Annotated in this window: 12 protein-coding genes; 8 read left to right on the top strand and 4 right to left on the bottom strand. The window is 44.3% G+C overall.

What is annotated here, in order from left to right; all coding sequences use genetic code 11:
• Nucleotides 1–17: 17 nt before the first annotated feature.
• Nucleotides 18–1346: a DUF5689 domain-containing protein gene (locus RDV52_RS09735; protein ID WP_004365768.1), complete on the bottom strand. Its 1329-nt coding sequence runs from the start codon at nucleotides 1344–1346 to the stop codon at nucleotides 18–20.
• 12 nt (nucleotides 1347–1358) lie between these two features.
• Nucleotides 1359–3941, bottom strand: a complete 2583-nt coding sequence (locus RDV52_RS09730) for a TonB-dependent receptor (protein WP_004365770.1) — start codon at nucleotides 3939–3941, stop codon at nucleotides 1359–1361.
• A gap of 272 nt (nucleotides 3942–4213) precedes the next feature.
• On the opposite strand from RDV52_RS09730, the gene RDV52_RS09725 reads away from it, so the two are divergent.
• From RDV52_RS09725 to RDV52_RS09705, 5 genes are all read left to right on the top strand, one after another.
• Nucleotides 4214–5836 (top strand): ABC-F family ATP-binding cassette domain-containing protein, encoded by a 1623-nt coding sequence (locus RDV52_RS09725; protein ID WP_004364227.1) that lies wholly within the window; start codon nucleotides 4214–4216, stop codon nucleotides 5834–5836.
• Nucleotides 5837–5944: 108 nt separating this feature from the next.
• A complete protein-coding gene (locus tag RDV52_RS09720; RefSeq protein ID WP_004365772.1) occupies nucleotides 5945–6547 on the top strand; it encodes a nucleotide exchange factor GrpE in 603 nt (200 codons plus the stop codon).
• A 70-nt stretch (nucleotides 6548–6617) separates the two neighbouring features.
• Nucleotides 6618–7775 carry a molecular chaperone DnaJ gene (gene dnaJ / locus RDV52_RS09715; RefSeq protein WP_004365773.1) on the top strand — a complete coding sequence of 386 codons (1158 nt, stop codon included), beginning with the start codon at nucleotides 6618–6620 and terminating at the stop codon, nucleotides 7773–7775.
• A gap of 26 nt (nucleotides 7776–7801) precedes the next feature.
• Nucleotides 7802–9085, top strand: coding sequence for a bifunctional folylpolyglutamate synthase/dihydrofolate synthase (locus RDV52_RS09710; protein ID WP_004365774.1), 1284 nt, complete (start codon nucleotides 7802–7804; stop codon nucleotides 9083–9085).
• A gap of 144 nt (nucleotides 9086–9229) precedes the next feature.
• Complete coding sequence (locus RDV52_RS09705; RefSeq protein ID WP_004365775.1) at nucleotides 9230–10543, top strand: MFS transporter; 1314 nt, start codon at nucleotides 9230–9232, stop codon at nucleotides 10541–10543.
• 468 nt (nucleotides 10544–11011) lie between these two features.
• Here RDV52_RS09705 and RDV52_RS09700 read toward each other — a convergent pair whose 3' ends face one another.
• Complete coding sequence (locus RDV52_RS09700) at nucleotides 11012–13705, bottom strand: valine--tRNA ligase (RefSeq protein WP_004365776.1); 2694 nt, start codon at nucleotides 13703–13705, stop codon at nucleotides 11012–11014.
• 131 nt (nucleotides 13706–13836) lie between these two features.
• Here RDV52_RS09700 and mazG point away from each other — a divergent pair, with 131 nt between their 5' ends.
• Genes mazG through RDV52_RS09685 form a run of 3 tightly spaced genes read left to right on the top strand, consistent with a single transcriptional unit; the run spans nucleotide 13837 to nucleotide 16227 of the window.
• A complete protein-coding gene (gene mazG / locus RDV52_RS09695) occupies nucleotides 13837–14733 on the top strand; it encodes a nucleoside triphosphate pyrophosphohydrolase (RefSeq protein WP_040556979.1) in 897 nt (298 codons plus the stop codon).
• 19 nt (nucleotides 14734–14752) lie between these two features.
• On the top strand, nucleotides 14753–15310 hold the full coding sequence (locus tag RDV52_RS09690; protein ID WP_004365779.1) for a lipocalin-like domain-containing protein: 558 nt from the start codon (nucleotides 14753–14755) through the stop codon (nucleotides 15308–15310).
• 2 nt (nucleotides 15311–15312) lie between these two features.
• A complete protein-coding gene (locus tag RDV52_RS09685; RefSeq protein ID WP_004365780.1) occupies nucleotides 15313–16227 on the top strand; it encodes a ribonuclease Z in 915 nt (304 codons plus the stop codon).
• A 139-nt stretch (nucleotides 16228–16366) separates the two neighbouring features.
• Here the strand turns inward: RDV52_RS09685 and RDV52_RS09680 are convergent, their stop codons facing one another.
• Nucleotides 16367–17836, bottom strand: a complete 1470-nt coding sequence (locus RDV52_RS09680) for a hypothetical protein (RefSeq protein ID WP_004365781.1) — start codon at nucleotides 17834–17836, stop codon at nucleotides 16367–16369.
• Between the last annotated feature and the right edge of the window lie 81 nt (nucleotides 17837–17917).

Genomic DNA, 17917 nt, shown 5'->3' with positions numbered 1-17917 from the left:
TGTCTATGCTTAATGTTTTATTTTACTACGAGGTTCTTGAATTCCCACGTAGCAGCTGTTGTTTCCGTACTGTTGTAGAAGAAGCTAATGTAAATCTTCTTGCCACAGTAAGCTTTCAGGTCGGCTTTTGCAGTTACAAAGTCCCAATTCTCGCCTGTTGGCTTTTTGTCAATGACGAGGTCTTTCCAGTTTTTGCCGTCGGTAGAGGCTTGCACCTTGAGTTCTTTATCGAAGTCGCCGAAGTAGCGAGCTGCATGTTCAAAAGTCAATGTAGCCTTTTTCACCTTTGTAAGGTCGATAAGTGGCGATGTAGCACGAGCGTGGGTTTCGTATCGTTTGCCATTAACGTAAGCCGTAGCCTTCATTCCGTAGGTTGGAGAAACCCATTTCCAGACGAACGTTATGCCAGATGGAAGTGTGCCTTGGTCGAGTGTCCAGTCGGTTGGTGCTTCTGCAAACGAGTTGCTGTAAATCGCTTTTTCTGGTGGTGCAACAGGCTTGACATCGTCGAGAGAGCGGATAATAATCTCCCACTGATTGTTGAAGCGCTTGAAAATACCTGTAATATCAACCTTGCCCGTAGGGATTTTGGCATTTGCGAACTTAGCAAAGTTGCTGTTGTAGACAATTACTTTTTTGTCGTCTTGTTCGTTTAGTGTCCACGAAACACTTCCCGCGCCACCCGTGGCATTAGCGAATGTTCCACTAACAGAAGGTGTGCTCGATTTGAAACTAACGTTGCGAATGACACCGAGCCTACCGGCATCTTTCTCAAATGTCCAATTTGTGGGAGCAGAACCATTTGCGAACTCCTTCACTTCTATAGGATTACCGGAAGAAAGTATCTTGTAGTGCTTGTCCCAAACAATGCGACTGATGCGTCCGATAGATGTTAAGCCCTTGGCATTCTTAGTCGGGACTCCTACTTGTGCTTGCTTACCGTAGTTTCCTATATATAGGTCTTTCAAGTCAATAAGTATTTCCGTGCCGATAGGAAGGAAACCATAGAGTCCGCTTTGCCCAACAGAAACGATGATGGCTCCTGTTTTATCTTGGATTGCAAGTTCGTTATAGATGTTGCCGGCGATATCGGAGCTTGTAACGATACCTTTTATTTGCAAGGCTTCGGTAACCTGTTCGTAACTTGTACCATCTCGATAATCGGTGTTAATCGGTGTTGCAAACTTAGCTTTGAGCTCGGCGATAGAAATTACATTTGTTTCTGTCAGTTTGTTGTTGCCGTATGGTGCTGGCATAGCCTCATCGGTTTCCGCATATCTGTCGCCCATGCACGAAGCAAAGAGGGTGCAGACTGCTGCCATCATTATATATTTTATATTCTTCATATTCTGTTTCTTTTAGAATTTGTAGGCTATATTCAACATTCCGTTGATACCACTTACATAGTATTTCTTAGGATTCTTGTTAAAATCGTATGCACGTGCGGTAGCCTCACCTGTGGTTTGATTGATTGTATAGCTGCTTCTGCTCTGTTCGTAACCACCTGAAACAATCTTCTGATTATTTAGAATGTTGGTTATCATCAAATTGATAGAGAGGCTTCCACGCTTCAAATAGATATTCTTACCGATGGAAGCATCGAGCATGAAGCCACCTTTTCCTTCGCTTTGAGCGTATGGAGTGTAGTTGCCTTCAGCATCAATACCGCCAAACTTTGTACCCATTGTGCGCAAAGTGCTGCCATAACGGAGGCTCGGAGCGTAAGAAAGATAAATTCTATCATAGTAGTTACCCTTCAAATCAATGAACCAACCACCTTGATGGAAGCTCAAAATACCACTGTATGCAGACAGAGGAGTGCCACTTTCGCGCATTCCTTTGTTGTAGACAACATCTTTATAGAAAGTACTCTTTGTAGAGTTCATGTAGACAACGTCGGCATTATTGATGTTCTTTGCTTCGCTCCAAGTTCCCAAAGCCTTGAAGTTTAAGAAACTTGTGAGCTTGAAGTCAATTCCCAGTTCTACACCGTAGTAATTCTTTTTGATACCAGTCATGCTGACATAGGTAAACGAATTGACATCGTCGAAGTAGAAATTCTGCCATTCTGTTACGTGTGTCAAGTGGTTGTAGTAGGCACTGAGGTTTGCACGAAGCCAACTGCCAGCATACTGATAGTTTACTTCACTTGAGAAAATGCGTTCGTTGCGCAAGTTCTGGACGAAGTCGTTGTTCATTTCGGGCGATATAAAAGCATTACTTGCTTGTGGTGCGCGGTGCTCGTAGCCTAAGCCGAGAGAGACTGCGTTGCCACTACCGAGTGTCCAAGTGCCACTGATTTTACCGCCACCCGTAAGGAAATCGGCGTGTTTGCTCTTGCCGTAAGAGTTATCGGCAAACATTCCGTTGCGCATGTAGCCTTTTCTGTACATGTTATCGTAGCCCATTTTGGCACCGACCATATAGTGAAGGTTGCCAAAAGAGTGTGCAAAGTTTGTCCAAAGTGTACCACGGCGCACATTCAAATTGTAGTCGTAGCCGAACTTATCGCCTTCGTAAACCAATGCGCCGAGCCCTTGTGTGCCCATTGTATTTAAGTCATACTGAATGCGTGGGTCGTTTGCAGCGTAAGTTCCGATAGCGTATGTGTTCACATTATGGAAACTCTTGGCACCCAAAAGGTCTTCCATCGTTTGGTAATGGCGACCGAAATTTTGTCCAATCATGAAGCCAATGTTGAATACCTTGTCTTTACCGATGTGCGTGTTGAGCGATGAAGACAGTGTAATAGTGGTATTGTCGTTGTGCTTTGCTTGAACGTAGTAGAGTGCATCTTGCCCGTTTGCAGCTGCCTGACGGTTGGCATAATACAGCTTATCCCATTGTATTTGGCGGTTTTCCTTGTTTTTCCACCAATTAACAGCTGCATTCCAATCGGCAAATGCTTGCGCTGTGCGATAGCGAATGTTCTGCTCGTTCCATACATCGTAATAGCTACTTGGCAGATTTTTCCAATAATCGGGCTGTGGATTCTCGGCATTGTTGTAGTTCAGTTTAGTGCTTTTGTACATCGAATACTTTCCGAACAGACTTGTTGTGAGCGTTGTCTTGTCGCTGATATTCCAATCCCAGGTGAAGATAGCTGCCGGAGCGAAGTCGTTTACTACACGGCTGTTGCGGCGATGTCCGTTTTGGTACCCCCAATAAGGATTGTATTGGTAGTCATTAACCAGCCAATAAACTTCGTCGGTGCTTGCTCCTTGCGATGCGCGTTCAGTAGGATTGCCCCATGTCGAGAAGCTAAGCGAGTGCCCATTGTTCCATTTCTTCTGGACACCGAAGAAGTAAGAGAATGCATTGTAGAATGTTCCTTCTACATAGCCGCGGTTTGCCCATCGATAGGTAATGTTGGTTGCAAATGCCCAGCCTTTGCTGTTGAAACCACTACCGTAAGTGTACATTCCTCTTAATGTGTAATTACGGTTTGCACCTGATAAGGTTATGCGGTTTCCGCCAGCCATCGAACCTGCTCTGAAATCGTAGTTGTTGCTTCCCGCCATACCAGTCAATGAGAAGTTGTTATTCTCAAATGGAAGCGCAAAGTCTACATTTCGGGTTTGTTGATTAAGTCCGCCTACCAGCGAATAACGGAATTGTCCGCTCTCCATATCGTTCATTGGTGCACCATTGATGTAGACATCATTGTATTTTGGACTTAACGCACGGTATCTGAAGCGTAATGGAGAATATAAAAATCCAACTTCAGAGGCGTACACATTACTATTTGAATTTAAGATAGTAACATTCGAACTTCTGTCGTTATCCTCTCCTAACTGTGCTTCTGTGAACGTAAATGCTGATTCGTCCATCACATTCTGTGTTTGCTCGTGCCGTATCGTGTCGGTATTGTTGTTGCTCTGTGCAACAACAATTGACGAACTGCAGAGTGCAACCACAGCAAGTTTCAACTTTTTCTGCATATCTTCTTATAATATAATTATTCTTTTAGATTGCAAAGTAACAAAATATTTTTGAAAAAAGAAAGGATTTTTTGAATTAAGTTTCATTTATTTGCTATTTGCTAAAAGGCATATATTCTTTGTTTTCCATACAGAAAATCTTGCTATCACCCACCTTGAACTTCTTCCTTATTTATATAATGCATCTGTTACAACGAACTGCAGTTCTTGCAAGTATCACATTATTATTGTACCTTTGCGCCCAAATAAGAAAATAGGAATTTAGAGAAACAATGATTACACTTTCAAACATTGCCGTTCAATTCGGAAAAAGAGTTCTGTACAAGGACGTTAATATCAAGTTTACTCCGGGAAATATCTATGGCGTTATCGGAGCTAACGGAGCAGGAAAATCAACACTGCTTCGTGCCATATCTGGCGATTTGGAACCCAACAAGGGAACCATTACGTTAGGAACAGGAGAACGTTTGTCGGTATTGGAGCAGGACCACTTTAAGTACGATGAATTTAAGGTAATGGACACCGTGCTTATGGGACACGAACCGCTTTGGAAGAATATGAAGGAGCGCGAGGAACTTTACGCTAAACCGGAAATGACAGAAGAGGACGGAAACCGTGCTGCCGACTTGGAACTGAAGTTTGCCGAAATGAATGGTTGGGAAGCCGAAAGCGAAGCTGCCCAGTTGTTACAGCACTTAGGCGTGCAGGAAGACGCCCACCAGAAACGAGTTGGCGAACTGTCGAATACGGAAAAGGTGCGTGTAATGTTGGCAAAGGCATTGTTTGGAAAGCCCGACAACCTTTTGCTCGATGAGCCTACCAACGACCTTGACCTTGAAACGGTGGAATGGTTGGAAGATTATCTTGGCGAAATAGAGGAGACACAAACGGTGCTTGTCGTATCGCACGACCGCCACTTCCTTGATGCTGTAAGTACACAGACGATTGATATCGACTTCGGTAAGGTTACGGTGTTTGCCGGTAACTATTCATTCTGGTACGAAAGTTCGCAGTTGGCTTTGCGTCAGGCACAGAACCAAAAGTTGAAAGCTGAAGAAAAGAAGCAGCAGCTGGAAGAATTTATCCGCCGCTTCTCTGCCAATGTGGCAAAAAGCAAGCAGACTACTTCGCGCAAGAAGATGCTTGAGAAACTGAATGTAGAGGAAATCCGCCCGTCAAGCCGTAAATATCCAGGCATCATCTTCCAAATGGAGCGCGAGCCGGGAAACCAAATCTTGGAAGTAGAAGACCTGAAAGCCGTTGATGAAGACGGAACAGTATTGTTCGACCACGTGAACTTCAATGTCGAGAAAGAGCAGAAAGTAGTGTTCTTGTCTCGCAATCCGAAGGCAATGACGGCTTTGTTCAACATTATCAATGGTGAGCGAGAAGCCCAGGCTGGTACTTACAACTGGGGCATAACTATTACAACGGCTTATCTGCCACTCGACAATACAAAATACTTCGACTGCGATATGAATCTTGTCGATTGGCTTTCACAATATGGTCCGGGTAACGAGGTCGTGATGAAAGGCTTCCTCGGTCGTATGCTGTTTAAGCAAGAAGAGGTAGAGAAGAAAGTCAATGTGTTGTCTGGAGGCGAGAAAATGCGTTGTATGATAGCACGTATGCAGTTGCAAAATGCCAACTGTTTGATACTCGATACTCCTACAAACCACCTCGATTTGGAGAGTATTCAGGCATTCAACAATAACCTTGTTGGCTTTAAGGGTAATATTCTCTTCAGTTCTCACGACCACGAATTCATCGGAACTGTTGCCAACCGTATCATCGAATTAACACCGAACGGTACGATTGATAAGCTTATGAGCTACGATGAGTATATTCACGACGAGCAGATAAAGGAACAAAAAGCCAAGATGTACCAAGTTTAAATTAGCAAGATAATAGTTCAAGGACTGCTGACGAATTGTATTTGTCATGCAGTCCTTGCTATGTTGGCACACTATTTGTATAGTTTTGAAAAAAAAGAATACATTATTATGAGCAAAAAGAATAAGAAGATAGAAATAGAAGACGAAGAAACAAAGTTGCAGGACGAAGAAACCGTGCAGGAAGAAAATACTGCTTCAGAGGAAGAAATGTCGTCAGAAGCTGATAACGAAGAAACTTCGGAAGCTGAAACCAACGAAGAAGGCGAAGCAGAGCAGAAAGACGACAGCGCAGAAGCTGAAGAGTGGAAAGACAAGTATATTCGTCTTTATGCTGAATTTGAGAACTATAAGAAGCGAACGCTGAAGGAAAAAACAGAGCTTATACTTAATGGTGGCGAGAAAACCATTACAGCAATTCTTCCTATTCTCGATGATTTTGAACGCGCCATTGCAGATAAGACAGAAGACGCAACAGCCATTAAGGAAGGGTTTGAACTGATCTATAAGAAGTTCTTAAAAACGTTAGAAAGTCTTGGCGTGAAGAAAATAGAAACCGATGGCAAGGATTTCAACGTCGATTACCATGAGGCTATTGCAATGGTACCTGGAATGGGCGATGATAAAAAGGGTAAAGTCATTGACAGCGTTCAAACAGGGTATATGTTAAACGATAAAGTTATTCGACATGCAAAGGTCGCAGTCGGTCAATAATAAACGATAGACTGAATAATCTTGGGTTCTTGATACACTTGAGAACCTTATAATTCATGACAAATACAAGATGACAAAAAGAGACTATTATGAGGTTCTGAGCGTTACAAGAGACGCTTCGGGCGACGAGATAAAGAAGGCATATAGAAGACTTGCCATAAAGTATCACCCAGACAGAAATCCTGATGATCCCAATGCTGAAGAGAAATTTAAAGAAGCTGCAGAAGCATACAGTGTTTTAAGTGATCCGCAAAAACGACAGCAATACGATCAATTCGGATTCGAAGGACTGAATGGGAGTAGTGGCAATCCATTTGGTGGCGGTGGCTTCTCAATGGACGACATATTCTCTATGTTTGGCGATGTCTTCGGCGGCCACGGCGGTGGTGGCTTTGGAGGTTTCGGTGGTGGAAGTCGTCAGGCTCCTAAATATAAAGGTGCCGATTTGCGCCTGAAAGTCAGACTTTCATTGCAGGAAGTCGCTACGGGGGTTACCAAAAAGTTCAAGGTACGCAAAGATGTCGCCTGCGAACATTGCCACGGAACGGGTGCCGAAGGCGGCAGCGGTACAGAAACGTGTCCTAATTGCCATGGTAGCGGTATGGAAATTCGTACCCAGCAGAGTATCTTTGGTATGATGCAGACACAAACAACCTGCCACGTATGCGGTGGAGAAGGTACTGTTATAAAGAACAAATGTACACATTGCCACGGCGACGGTGTAGTGAAAGGCGAGGAAGTTGTTGAAATCAATATTCCTGCAGGTGTTGCCGAAGGAATGGTCGTGAATGTTCCAAACAAGGGAAATGCAGGCAAACACAATGGCATAACAGGCAATATACAAGTTTATATCGAAGAAGAAGATAACGATACATTCATTCGTGATGGACAGAATGTTATCTACAACTTGTTGCTCGACTTCCCCACGGCTGTCTTGGGTGGTCAGGTTGAAATTCCAACAATAGATGGAAGTTCTGTGAAAATAAAGATAGAAGAAGGCACACAACCAGGCAAAACACTTCGTTTAAGAGGCAAAGGACTTCCTGCCGTGCAGGGCTATGGCAGAGGAATGGGCGACCTTATCGTACAAATAAGTGTTTATGTGCCAAAGACACTGTCAAAATCAGAACGCAATGCCATTGAAGAATTTAAGGAAAGCGACAACTTCAAGGGAGATAGCTATACAAAACGTTCTATTTTTGATAACTTCAAGAAACTATTCAGCTAAGTTGTAAAGACTGAAAAGTAATAAAAATGACTTACAAGGAAACAACAGAATACTTATACAACAGCACCCCCGTCTTTGAACACGTGGGTGCTTCTGCTTATAAGGAAGGTTTATCTACAACCCTCGCATTGGACGAATACTTTGGGCGACCGCATCAAAACTTCCGTTCTATCCATATTGCAGGAAGCAACGGAAAAGGTTCTTGCTCGCATACATTGGCTGCAATACTCCAAGCCGATGGTTATAAAGTAGGACTTTATACAAGTCCACACCTCGTAGACTTCAGGGAACGCATCAGAGTAAACGGCAAGATGATTTCTGAACAATACGTAATTGATTTTGTTGAAAACCATCGCAATTTCTTCGAACCACTGCACCCATCGTTCTTTGAACTGACTACTGCAATGGCTTTCAAGTATTTCTCTGAACAACAAGTAGACTTTGCCATTATAGAAGTGGGCTTGGGCGGTCGGTTGGATTGCACCAACATTATCAATCCCTTACTCTCCATCATTACCAACATTTCGCTCGACCACACCCAATTCTTGGGCGACACATTGCCAAAGATAGCATACGAAAAGGCAGGAATCATAAAGCAAGGCACTCCTGTTGTAGTTGGCGAAGCTCTACCCGAAACTCGTATTGTGTTTGAAGCAAAGGCACAGGAGATGGACGCAATGATTGTATTTGCCGAAGACATTCCTATGGTACAATCGGCAAGTGCCAATCCGAAGGGAGGACGCATATACCAAACTCGCTTGTTCGGTACGATTGAAGGCGAATTGGGCGGAATCTACCAAGACAAGAATACCAACACGCTGCTAACGGCAGTGATGCAGCTTTACAATAAGCAGATAATCAGAAACATAGACAGCGTTGCAAAAGGTTTCTCAAATGTGTGTGAAGCGACAGGATTAATGGGTAGATGGCAGCAGATACAGCAAAACCCGACTGTCGTCTGCGACACTGGGCACAACGAAGCAGGCTGGAAAGACTTGTCATTGCAAATTAAAAGTCAAAAGTATCGCACGTTGCGCATTGTCTTTGGTATGGTAGACGACAAGGACATAGAGGCTGTTATGGCTCTTCTGCCTGCTAATGCCATTTACTATTGGACACAACCCAGCACAAAGCGTGCATTCTCGGCTGACAAGGTGGCAAGAATAGGCAAACAATACAACCTTGAGGGCAGAACGTTTGCAGATGTTGCAGAAGCATACGAGCAAGCACTAAGCGAGGCAGAAAGCGACGACTTCATATTTGTAGGCGGTTCGAGCTATATTGTTGCCGACTTTTTAAGCAAATTCTAATAGCAATATAATTCCCATTAAAGGCAGGATTTTTCAATCTTGCCTTTAATTGTTTTTAACATATAACAAATCTCCTTTTGACTTAAAATAGTTTGTCGTTATCATTTATTTTTGCTTTCTTTGCAGAAAATAAATTGCTAAACAATGAATAATACTAAACAAAATGGAAGCATCATTGCGATTATTACAATGATGTTTCTTTATGCAATGATTTCGTTTGTAACAAATCTTGCTGCTCCAATCGGAGTTATTTGGAAGAATATCTTTGGTGGCGAAAGTGCCAATACGGTGGGTATGCTTGGCAATGCTATGAACTTTCTTGCCTATTTCTTTATGGGAATCCCCGCAGGAAAGATGCTTGTGCGTGTAGGATACAAGAAAACGGCTCTCATTGGTATTGCCATTGGTTTCTTCGGCGTACTGACTCAGTTCTGCTCAGGCTTCTTTACCGATGCGAAGATTACAGGATTTGTTATTTATCTTTTAGGAGCGTTCATCTCAGGTTTCTGTGTTTGTATGCTGAACACAGTGGTTAATCCGATGTTGAACCTTATCGGAGGCGGTGGAAATCGTGGAAATCAGCTTAATATGATAGGTGGAACACTCAATTCGCTGTCTGGAACCCTTACACCGCTTTTTGTTGGTTCGTTGATTGGAGAAGTAACAAAGAACACGTCTATTATTGATGTTAATCCAGTTCTCTACATTGCAATGGGTGTATTCGTGGCAGCATTCGTTATTCTATCGTATATTCCTATTCAAGACCCAAAGAACAGCAAGACAGGAACCAATGTTACATTTGAATATTCTCCTTGGAACTTCCGCCATTTCGTATTAGGCGCAATCGCTATTTTCGTGTATGTGGGCGTCGAAGTAGGTATTCCCGGAACACTTATTTACTACCTTTCTGATACGACTGGCCTTGGTGGAGGGCTCCCTAAGGCTACAGCCACAGCCATTGCAGATTCTTTTGCTGCAACCTATTGGTTCTTAATGCTCATAGGACGTTTCATTGCAGGTTTCATTGCAAGCAAAATTTCGAGCAAGACATTAATGTCGTGCACCACCGTTCTTGCTATGATACTCATCATCACAGCTATTGTGTTAGGTAAGAGCGCAGCCGTTTCGATGCCTGTATTCACAGGTTCGGCTTTCAATATGGTAATTGTACCTGTTTCTGCATTGTTACTTGTACTTTGCGGACTGTGCACCAGCGTTATGTGGCCGTGTATCTTCAACCTTGCAACCGAAGGTCTTGGAAAATACACAGAGCCTGCTTCGGGTATATTTATGATGATGGTAGTAGGCGGTGGCTTGCTTCCGTTGCTCCAAAACTTCATAGCCGACCAGTCTGGCTATCTTGTTTCATACTTTGTACCACTTGCCGGTGTGGCTTATATGTGCTTCTACACTTTGATAGGTAGCAAGAATGTAAACAAGGATATTCCTGTTGATTAACAAAGAAATACATTGTGATATTACTTATAAAAGGCGTTACACCAATGGTATAACGCCTTTTTCTAATTGTGGAAATAGAGCTGAAGCAAAACATTTTTGGAGAAATAGTTTTCCTTTTTGTTGCTTGTGTCAGATACTAAAAATACATTGACTTTGTAAAGATAATTCTGAATTAAAACGATAATTTCGATTTGGCATTGCGAAAGCGGCTGTTTTGCATCGCAAAACCTACGCTTTTACCGTGCAAAACAGCCGTTTTGGGAACGCAAAACAATAGGTTTTGCAAAACGTTGATAATTAGTTGGCTAAGCAACAACTATACTCCTGAGAAGCATTTCTATAGGTGTACGAAACTTAAAACATAGAATAAGGGAATATCAATTCGACATTCCCTTTTATTGTTTATTACGATACGAATTTTGTAGAAATCGTATGCGTAAACAGATATTGCTTCAGTGCAAACGAAACTTACTTCTTGAGTAGTTCTTCTATATTTGCCTTGATGGTCTCAATCTTTTCTTCCGAGTCGCTTTGCTTCTTGCGTTCCTTAGCAATCACAGCTTCGGGGGCGTGCGCAACAAAGTTTTCGTTAGAGAGTTTTGCCTTTACACCTTTCAGGAAACCTTCCAAGTGCGCAAGTTCCTTTTCTAATTTCTCGATTTCCGCCTTTACATCAATCAGGTTTCCAAGCGGAACGGCAAAGCCGTCAGTACCCACCATGAAGGCAGAAGCGTCAGAACTCTTCTCGTCTACAACATTGATGCTTTCGAGATTAGCCATTTTCGCAATCACACAGTTGTAAGCCTCGTAGTTGTTTTTGCCCACAACCTCTAAAGAAAGCAATACTTTTGGAGCAATGTTCTTTTGGTTGCGAACGGTGCGAATGCCGCCCACTATTTGCTTCATATTCTCTATTTCGGCAATCAAAGTCTTTTCTTCGTCGGTAGGAAGTACCAATTCGAGTTTCTCCAACATAATACTTTCGCCTTCGTTGCGGTCGAAGATGTGTTGCCAAAGTTCTTCTGTAATGAACGGCATGAATGGGTGGAGCATCTTCAAGAGAATATCGAAGAAACGGAGTGTTGCATCGTAGGTCTGCTTGTCGATGGGTTTGCCATATTCAGGCTTTATCATTTCCAAGTACCAACTTGAGAACTCGTCCCAGAAAAGCTTGTAAACCGTCATCAATGCTTCTGATATTCGATAGCTCTTGAACTGTTCTTCCATTTCGGCATTTACCTCTTTGAGCTTTGCATCGAACCACTTAATGGCTATCTTGTTAGCTTCGGGCTGCTCTATGTCTGCTGTTTCCCAACCTTGAACAAGGCGGAAGGCATTCCATATCTTGTTGTTGAAGTTGCGTCCTTGCTCGCAAAGGCTTTCATCGAACAAGATGTCGTTGCCTGCTGGTGCGGAAAGCATCATACCCATACGCACGCCGTCGGCACCATATTTATCTATTAGTTCCAATGGATCGGGCGAGTTGCCGAGGCTCTTGCTCATCTTTCGTCCGAGCTTATCGCGCACGATGCCAGTGAAATAAACGTGCTTGAATGGGAAAGTCTGGCGATATTCGTAGCCTGCCATAATCATACGAGCCACCCAGAAGAAGATAATATCTGGAGCTGTAACCAAGTCGCTTGTTGGATAATAGTACTTTATTTCTTCGTTGTCAGGGTTGTTGATACCATCAAATACCGAGATAGGCCACAACCAACTTGAGAACCACGTGTCCAAACTGTCATTTTCCTGTTCCAAGTCAGCCTTTGTTATGTTTGGATTGATAGCCTTTGCCTGTTCCAAAGCCTTTTCGTCGGTTTCTGCCACAACAGTTGCAGGCTTGCCGTTTTGGTCTTTGAAGTAGTAAGCAGGAATGCGGTGTCCCCACCAAAGTTGGCGGCTGATGCACCAATCCTTGATATTCTCCAACCAATGGCGATAGGTGTTCTTGTACTTCTTTGGATAAAACTCTATCTCATCGTTCATCACAGGGGCGAGTGCAATGTCTGCAAAGTGCTGCATACTTAAGAACCATTGTGTTGAAAGCTTTGGTTCGATAGGCACGTTAGTGCGTTCAGAGTAACCCACTTTGTTGTCGTAGTCTTCCACTTTCTCCATTAAGTCGGCAGTTTTGAGGTCAATGGCAATTTGCTTGCGCACGTCCATACGGTCTTGCCCCACATATAAACCTGCTGCTTCCGACAGAGTTCCGTTGTCGTTGAATATATCGATGGTCTCCAAACCGTGCTTCAAACCAAGTGCGTGGTCGTTGATGTCGTGCGCAGGAGTAACCTTCAGACAGCCCGTACCGAACTGAATGTCCACATACGAGTCTTCTATGATAGGAATGCAACGCCCCACCAATGGTACAATGACATGTAATCCTTTCAGCCAAGTATTCTTCACGTCGTCGGGATTGATGCACATAGCCGTGTCGCCCATAATGGTTTCAGGACGTGTGGTAGCTACAACAGCGTAGTAACCCTTGTCGTCTTTGTGCATCACATTGTCGTCGTGCTTGCGTTCAACCTTGCTTTGGTCTTCGGGTGCAATATAGTATTTAAGGTTGTAGAGCTTTGAATGCTCGTCCTTGTAAACAACTTCTTCGTCGGAAAGAGCTGTTTCTGCACTTGGATCCCAGTTCACCATACGCACACCACGATAGATTAAGCCCTTGTTGTATAAGTCGCAGAACACCTTGATAACACTTTTGCTGCGCTTTTCGTCCATAGTAAAGGCAGTGCGCTCCCAATCGCAAGAGCAACCAAGCTTGCGCAATTGCTTTAAGATAATGCCACCGTGTTCGTCTGTCCACGCCCAAGCGTGTTTCAAGAACTCCTCTCTTGTAAGGTCGGCTTTGTTTATTCCTTCTTGTGCGAGCTTGTTTACCACTTTTGCTTCGGTGGCAATACTGGCGTGGTCGGTACCGGGAACCCAGCAAGCGTTCTTTCCTTCCATACGTGCGTGGCGTACAAGAATGTCCTGAATGGTATTGTTCAGCATGTGTCCCATGTGCAATACGCCCGTTACGTTGGGCGGTGGGATTACCACTGTATAAGGTTCGCGTCCGTCAGGCTTAGAGCTGAATAGTTTATTGTTGAGCCAATACTCATACCACTTCGCTTCCACGTTCTGTGGGTCGTACTTACTTGCTAATTCCATACGTTGTATATTATTATTTCTTTATTATCTTTAAAAACGATGCAAATTTACGAAAAAATCACTTGAAAGCTGTATCTTTGCATAACAATTAGCAGTACACAGTACTTCTTTTAACTTTAAATTTGATAGGATTGCATACAAAAGAAGAAAAACTTGCAGCGTTTGAGCGTTTGCTCGATATACAAGAGCGATTGAGAAAGGAATGTCCGTGGGATAGGAAGCAGACCTTTGAGAGTTTGCGCCCCAACACGATAGAAGAAACATTTGAGCTTGCCGATGCTTTGATGAAGCACGACAAGAAGAACATCTGTAAAGAGCTTGGCGACGTAATGGAACACGTTGTATTCTATGCGTTGCTCGGCAGCGAGACAAACGATTTCGATATAGCAGACGTTTGCAATGCACAGTCGGACAAACTGATGTTCCGCCACGACTTCATAGATTGGACAGGGTGGGCAGTTGCCAACGACAATATGGCGATAAACAAGCAAGGACAGGTTGTTTACAAGGACGAATTGAACACCGAGAACCAAACTGCCACATCTGCAAATGGCAATGTTCCGTCTACTGCAACGCAAGTTGAATTGACGTGGGAACAACGGAAACAAAAGGAAAGAGAAGGAAACAAAACGGTGCTGTCGGGAGTTCCCGACTCGCTGCCCAGCCTTATAAAGGCATACAGAATACAGGACAAAGCCCGAAACGTTGGTTTCGACTGGGAAAAGAAAGAAGATGTGTGGGATAAGGTAGGCGAGGAGCTTGACGAACTGAAGGCAGAGCTGGCACGAGAAGACAAGGAAAGCTCTACGAAAGAGTTGGGCGACTTCCTCTTTTCTGTCATCAACGCTGCCCGATTGTACAAACTCAATCCCGACAACGCGCTCGAACATACCAACCAGAAGTTCATTTCACGCTTCACATACGTTGAGCAACAAGCAAAGAAACTCGGTAAAGAACTGAAGAATATGACTTTGGACGAAATGGACAATCTGTGGAATGAAGCAAAGAAGATAGAAAACAACAAGTAAATTACTCAATATCGTAAGTATGAAGAAATCACAAATCATCATTGTTCTTGCACTGGTAGCAGCCATTCTTGCAGGTTGTAAGAAAAGCAAACCTAACCAAGTGATAAGCCCCAACGCCAACAACGCCGACTCGCTCAACGCAGGCGATACAACCATTTACGGTACAATGCTCGATGGCGGTATGAACTCCATAGTGTTACTGACCGATAGGGGCGACACATTGGAGATTATCCAGAACCCCGAAGACACCACGGAAGTAGTGAAAGGAGGCAAGCTCATCGGCGACCGCTTTGCCGTGATAGCCTACAAGGAGTATGGCGACATGATGTTGCGTAGTGCCATCAACATAACGTCGCTGCTTGGAAACTGGACAAGCCTCGACAAGAACTTCGAGATAAAAGAGGGTGGGGAAGTAACATCAAATCTCCAGTCGGAGAAGAACGTATGGACATCGTGGAAGATATACAACGGCAAGCTCTTGCTGTCGAGAGACACCTTCGATGTAATAGAACTCGGCGCAGATACGATGTCGCTCGAAAACAAGACAGGAATATTTGTATTCGGGCGTAAGAAATAAGCGTGATACCTTTCAAGATACACATATTGGGCTGTGGAAGTGCCTTGCCCACGCTCCATCACAATGCAACTTGCCAGATAGTAGAAATACGTGGCAAGTTCTTTATGATAGACTGCGGAGAGGGAACGCAGATACAAGTGCGCCGCTCGAAGGTGCACTTCTCGAAAGTACAAGCCGTCTTCATTTCGCATCTGCACGGCGACCATTGCTTCGGACTCTTCGGTATGCTTTCCACTTTCGGTATGACGGGGCGCACAGCACCGCTTCAGGTATATGCCCCGAAAGAGTTTGAAGAATACTTCAACCTCTCAATGGAACTGTTCTGCAAAGGACTTGGATACACGGTTACATTCCACCCCATCGAGACAACCGAAACCGCTGTTATCTATGAAGACAAGAGCCTGACCGTCGAAACAATTCCGCTGGAACATCGCATACCCTGCTGCGGCTTCCTGTTTCGCGAAAAATCCACTGCACGCCATATCCGCCGTGATATGATAGACTACTACAATATCCCTATCAGCCAAATCAGCAACATAAAGGCAGGAGCAGACTGGATTACTGCCGACGGCGAAACCATTCCCAACAGCCGCCTCACCACTCCAGCTGACAAGCCACGAAGCTACGCCTACTGCTCCGACACAAGATACATGAAGCACCTATATAAAAAGGTGAGCGGTGTAGACGTACTCTACCACGAAAGCACCTATGCAAGCGAACACAGCGACAGGGCAAGAACCTATTACCACAGCACAGCCAAGGAAGCAGCAACAGTAGCCCGAGACGCTGCCGCAGGCAAGCTGCTTTTAGGGCATTATTCCGCCCGCTACCCAAACGAAGACACTATTTTAAGCGAAGCAAAAGCCATCTTCCCCAACAGCTTCCTCACCAACGAAGGAATGGTGTTCGACGTATAGCCAGCCTCTTCATTATTTCTTTCCCTTATTCATACAACATAAGAAAGCCGTCTGGGCAATTTCTGCCCAGGCGGCTTAACGTTTCAATAGTTCTTGATGTCTTGCACCTCGCTGCCGAGGTGCGGAACATGGTCGTTGTCTACTTCTTCACAACCTTTTGTCCGTTCACGATATACACACCTTTCGGCAGGTCGTTCAGCTCGCCCTGCAGACGTACGCCACTGAGGGTGTAGATGCCTTGCTTGGTGGCAGTGTCGGCATTCGGGGTGTCTATGCCCGTTAGTTCTTCGATGGTTACCCAGTCGATTACAGGTTTGTCATCAGCACCTAAGAGAGAGTAGTAATTATATTCGTTTAGGTATAGGAAGTCTTTCCAGTATGTTCCCTCGGGACTGGTGATTTTGCAGCCTATGAACTTGGGTATTCCGTACAAGTGGCTGATACTGCCTGCGTAGTCAGCATAGTTGTATCCACCCCTGGCACGCACAGTGCAGTGGTCGAACTCCCAGTTGCCTTCACGCAATCCGTGTACTCCTCCAGTCGCCTCTATGGTGCATCGTCTCACGGTAATGGTGTTAACGTTACGAATACCACATTTACATGTAATGCTTGGTCCCGTTTCTCCACCAACCACCTTGAGGAAAGCATTGTCTACACCAACAATGGTAGCACGCTTAAAATTCTCGATTCCTACATCGTCATTACCGATAATGATATTCTTGCCGATAAGACGGATAGTCAAGTCGTCGACAAAGTTCGCGATACCTCTACCGATCAAGGCTTTGATGGTGACATTATCGAGTGTAAGGGTCTTGGTGTTGGGGTCGTAGTAAGCTTTTCCTTTCACGTCTTCAATCTGGGTGAGGTCGTCGCAGTTGCCAGAGTGTACTCGGTCACTTCCAACCCTGAGGGGGTAGAAGGTTACAGATTCGATGACTACCTTAGTTTTCACCAACTCTCCGTTCAAGGTTACACACTTCAGCTCTTCGTCGAACTTAGCCCTTTTAGGTTGCATAATATAGCTGACTCTGAACCGGATATTCCCGAGGTCACGAATGGAGCCGCCCTTGCCTTCTGCCGTAAAACGTGCACAATCATCTTCGATGGTGATAACAGACTCGCGTCCGGAAATGCCCACACCGTTGCTTGTGGTGGCTTTGGCGTTGACGGTGCAGTCCCTGACGGTGAGTGTGCCATACAGCCCTATCATACTGATGGCAGTGTCGCCACCTATCACATCGAGACATTGGTCGTCAAACGTTCTCCGATTGCTATAGATCTCTAAGAAGCTAGTTAAGCGGATTGCTGTAGTATCTGACTCGATTTTACACTTTCCTATCACTTTTAACCCCAAGTTTTTATGCACTTCAATAGCCACTTTGCCACTGGTCTTAATCGTGGCGTTCTCTAAGACAATCGCATTTTCTGAGGGATCGTATTTTGCCTTACCCGTTACACTGGGAATTACAGAGAGGTCGTTGCAGTTGTCGGAGGTTATCTGTACGCCTGCAATCCAGGCGCCGTACTCCTGGAGCTGCGCCTGCACCGTGCTTGTCCACATTGTCGCCACTATGGCAAGAATGAATGTAAATAATACTTGTTTCTTCATAATTCTTTTGCTTTTGAATTCGTTGACTAACCTTAAACAAGGTGCTTTGTTGTAACTCCGTTGTTATAAAAAGTATTGGTT

This window comes from Prevotella nigrescens, assembly GCF_031191185.1.
GTDB lineage: Bacteria > Bacteroidota > Bacteroidia > Bacteroidales > Bacteroidaceae > Prevotella > Prevotella nigrescens.
This window is presented reverse-complemented; position numbering and strand designations above follow the sequence as displayed.

Bases quoted from the DNA above. Each gene is read 5' to 3' on its own strand.
- RDV52_RS09730 (WP_004365770.1), bottom strand. From the start codon at position 3,941: ATGCAGAAAAAGTTGAAACTTGCTGTGGTTGCACTCTGCAGTTCGTCA.
- RDV52_RS09680 (WP_004365781.1), bottom strand. From the start codon at position 17,836: ATGAAGAAACAAGTATTATTTACATTCATTCTTGCCATAGTGGCGACA.
- RDV52_RS09725 (WP_004364227.1), top strand. From the start codon at position 4,214: ATGATTACACTTTCAAACATTGCCGTTCAATTCGGAAAAAGAGTTCTG.
- RDV52_RS09720 (WP_004365772.1), top strand. From the start codon at position 5,945: ATGAGCAAAAAGAATAAGAAGATAGAAATAGAAGACGAAGAAACAAAG.
- RDV52_RS09690 (WP_004365779.1), top strand. From the start codon at position 14,753: ATGAAGAAATCACAAATCATCATTGTTCTTGCACTGGTAGCAGCCATT.
- RDV52_RS09700 (WP_004365776.1), bottom strand. From the start codon at position 13,705: ATGGAATTAGCAAGTAAGTACGACCCACAGAACGTGGAAGCGAAGTGG.
- RDV52_RS09710 (WP_004365774.1), top strand. From the start codon at position 7,802: ATGACTTACAAGGAAACAACAGAATACTTATACAACAGCACCCCCGTC.
- RDV52_RS09735 (WP_004365768.1), bottom strand. From the start codon at position 1,346: ATGAAGAATATAAAATATATAATGATGGCAGCAGTCTGCACCCTCTTT.
- dnaJ (WP_004365773.1), top strand. From the start codon at position 6,618: ATGACAAAAAGAGACTATTATGAGGTTCTGAGCGTTACAAGAGACGCT.
- RDV52_RS09705 (WP_004365775.1), top strand. From the start codon at position 9,230: ATGAATAATACTAAACAAAATGGAAGCATCATTGCGATTATTACAATG.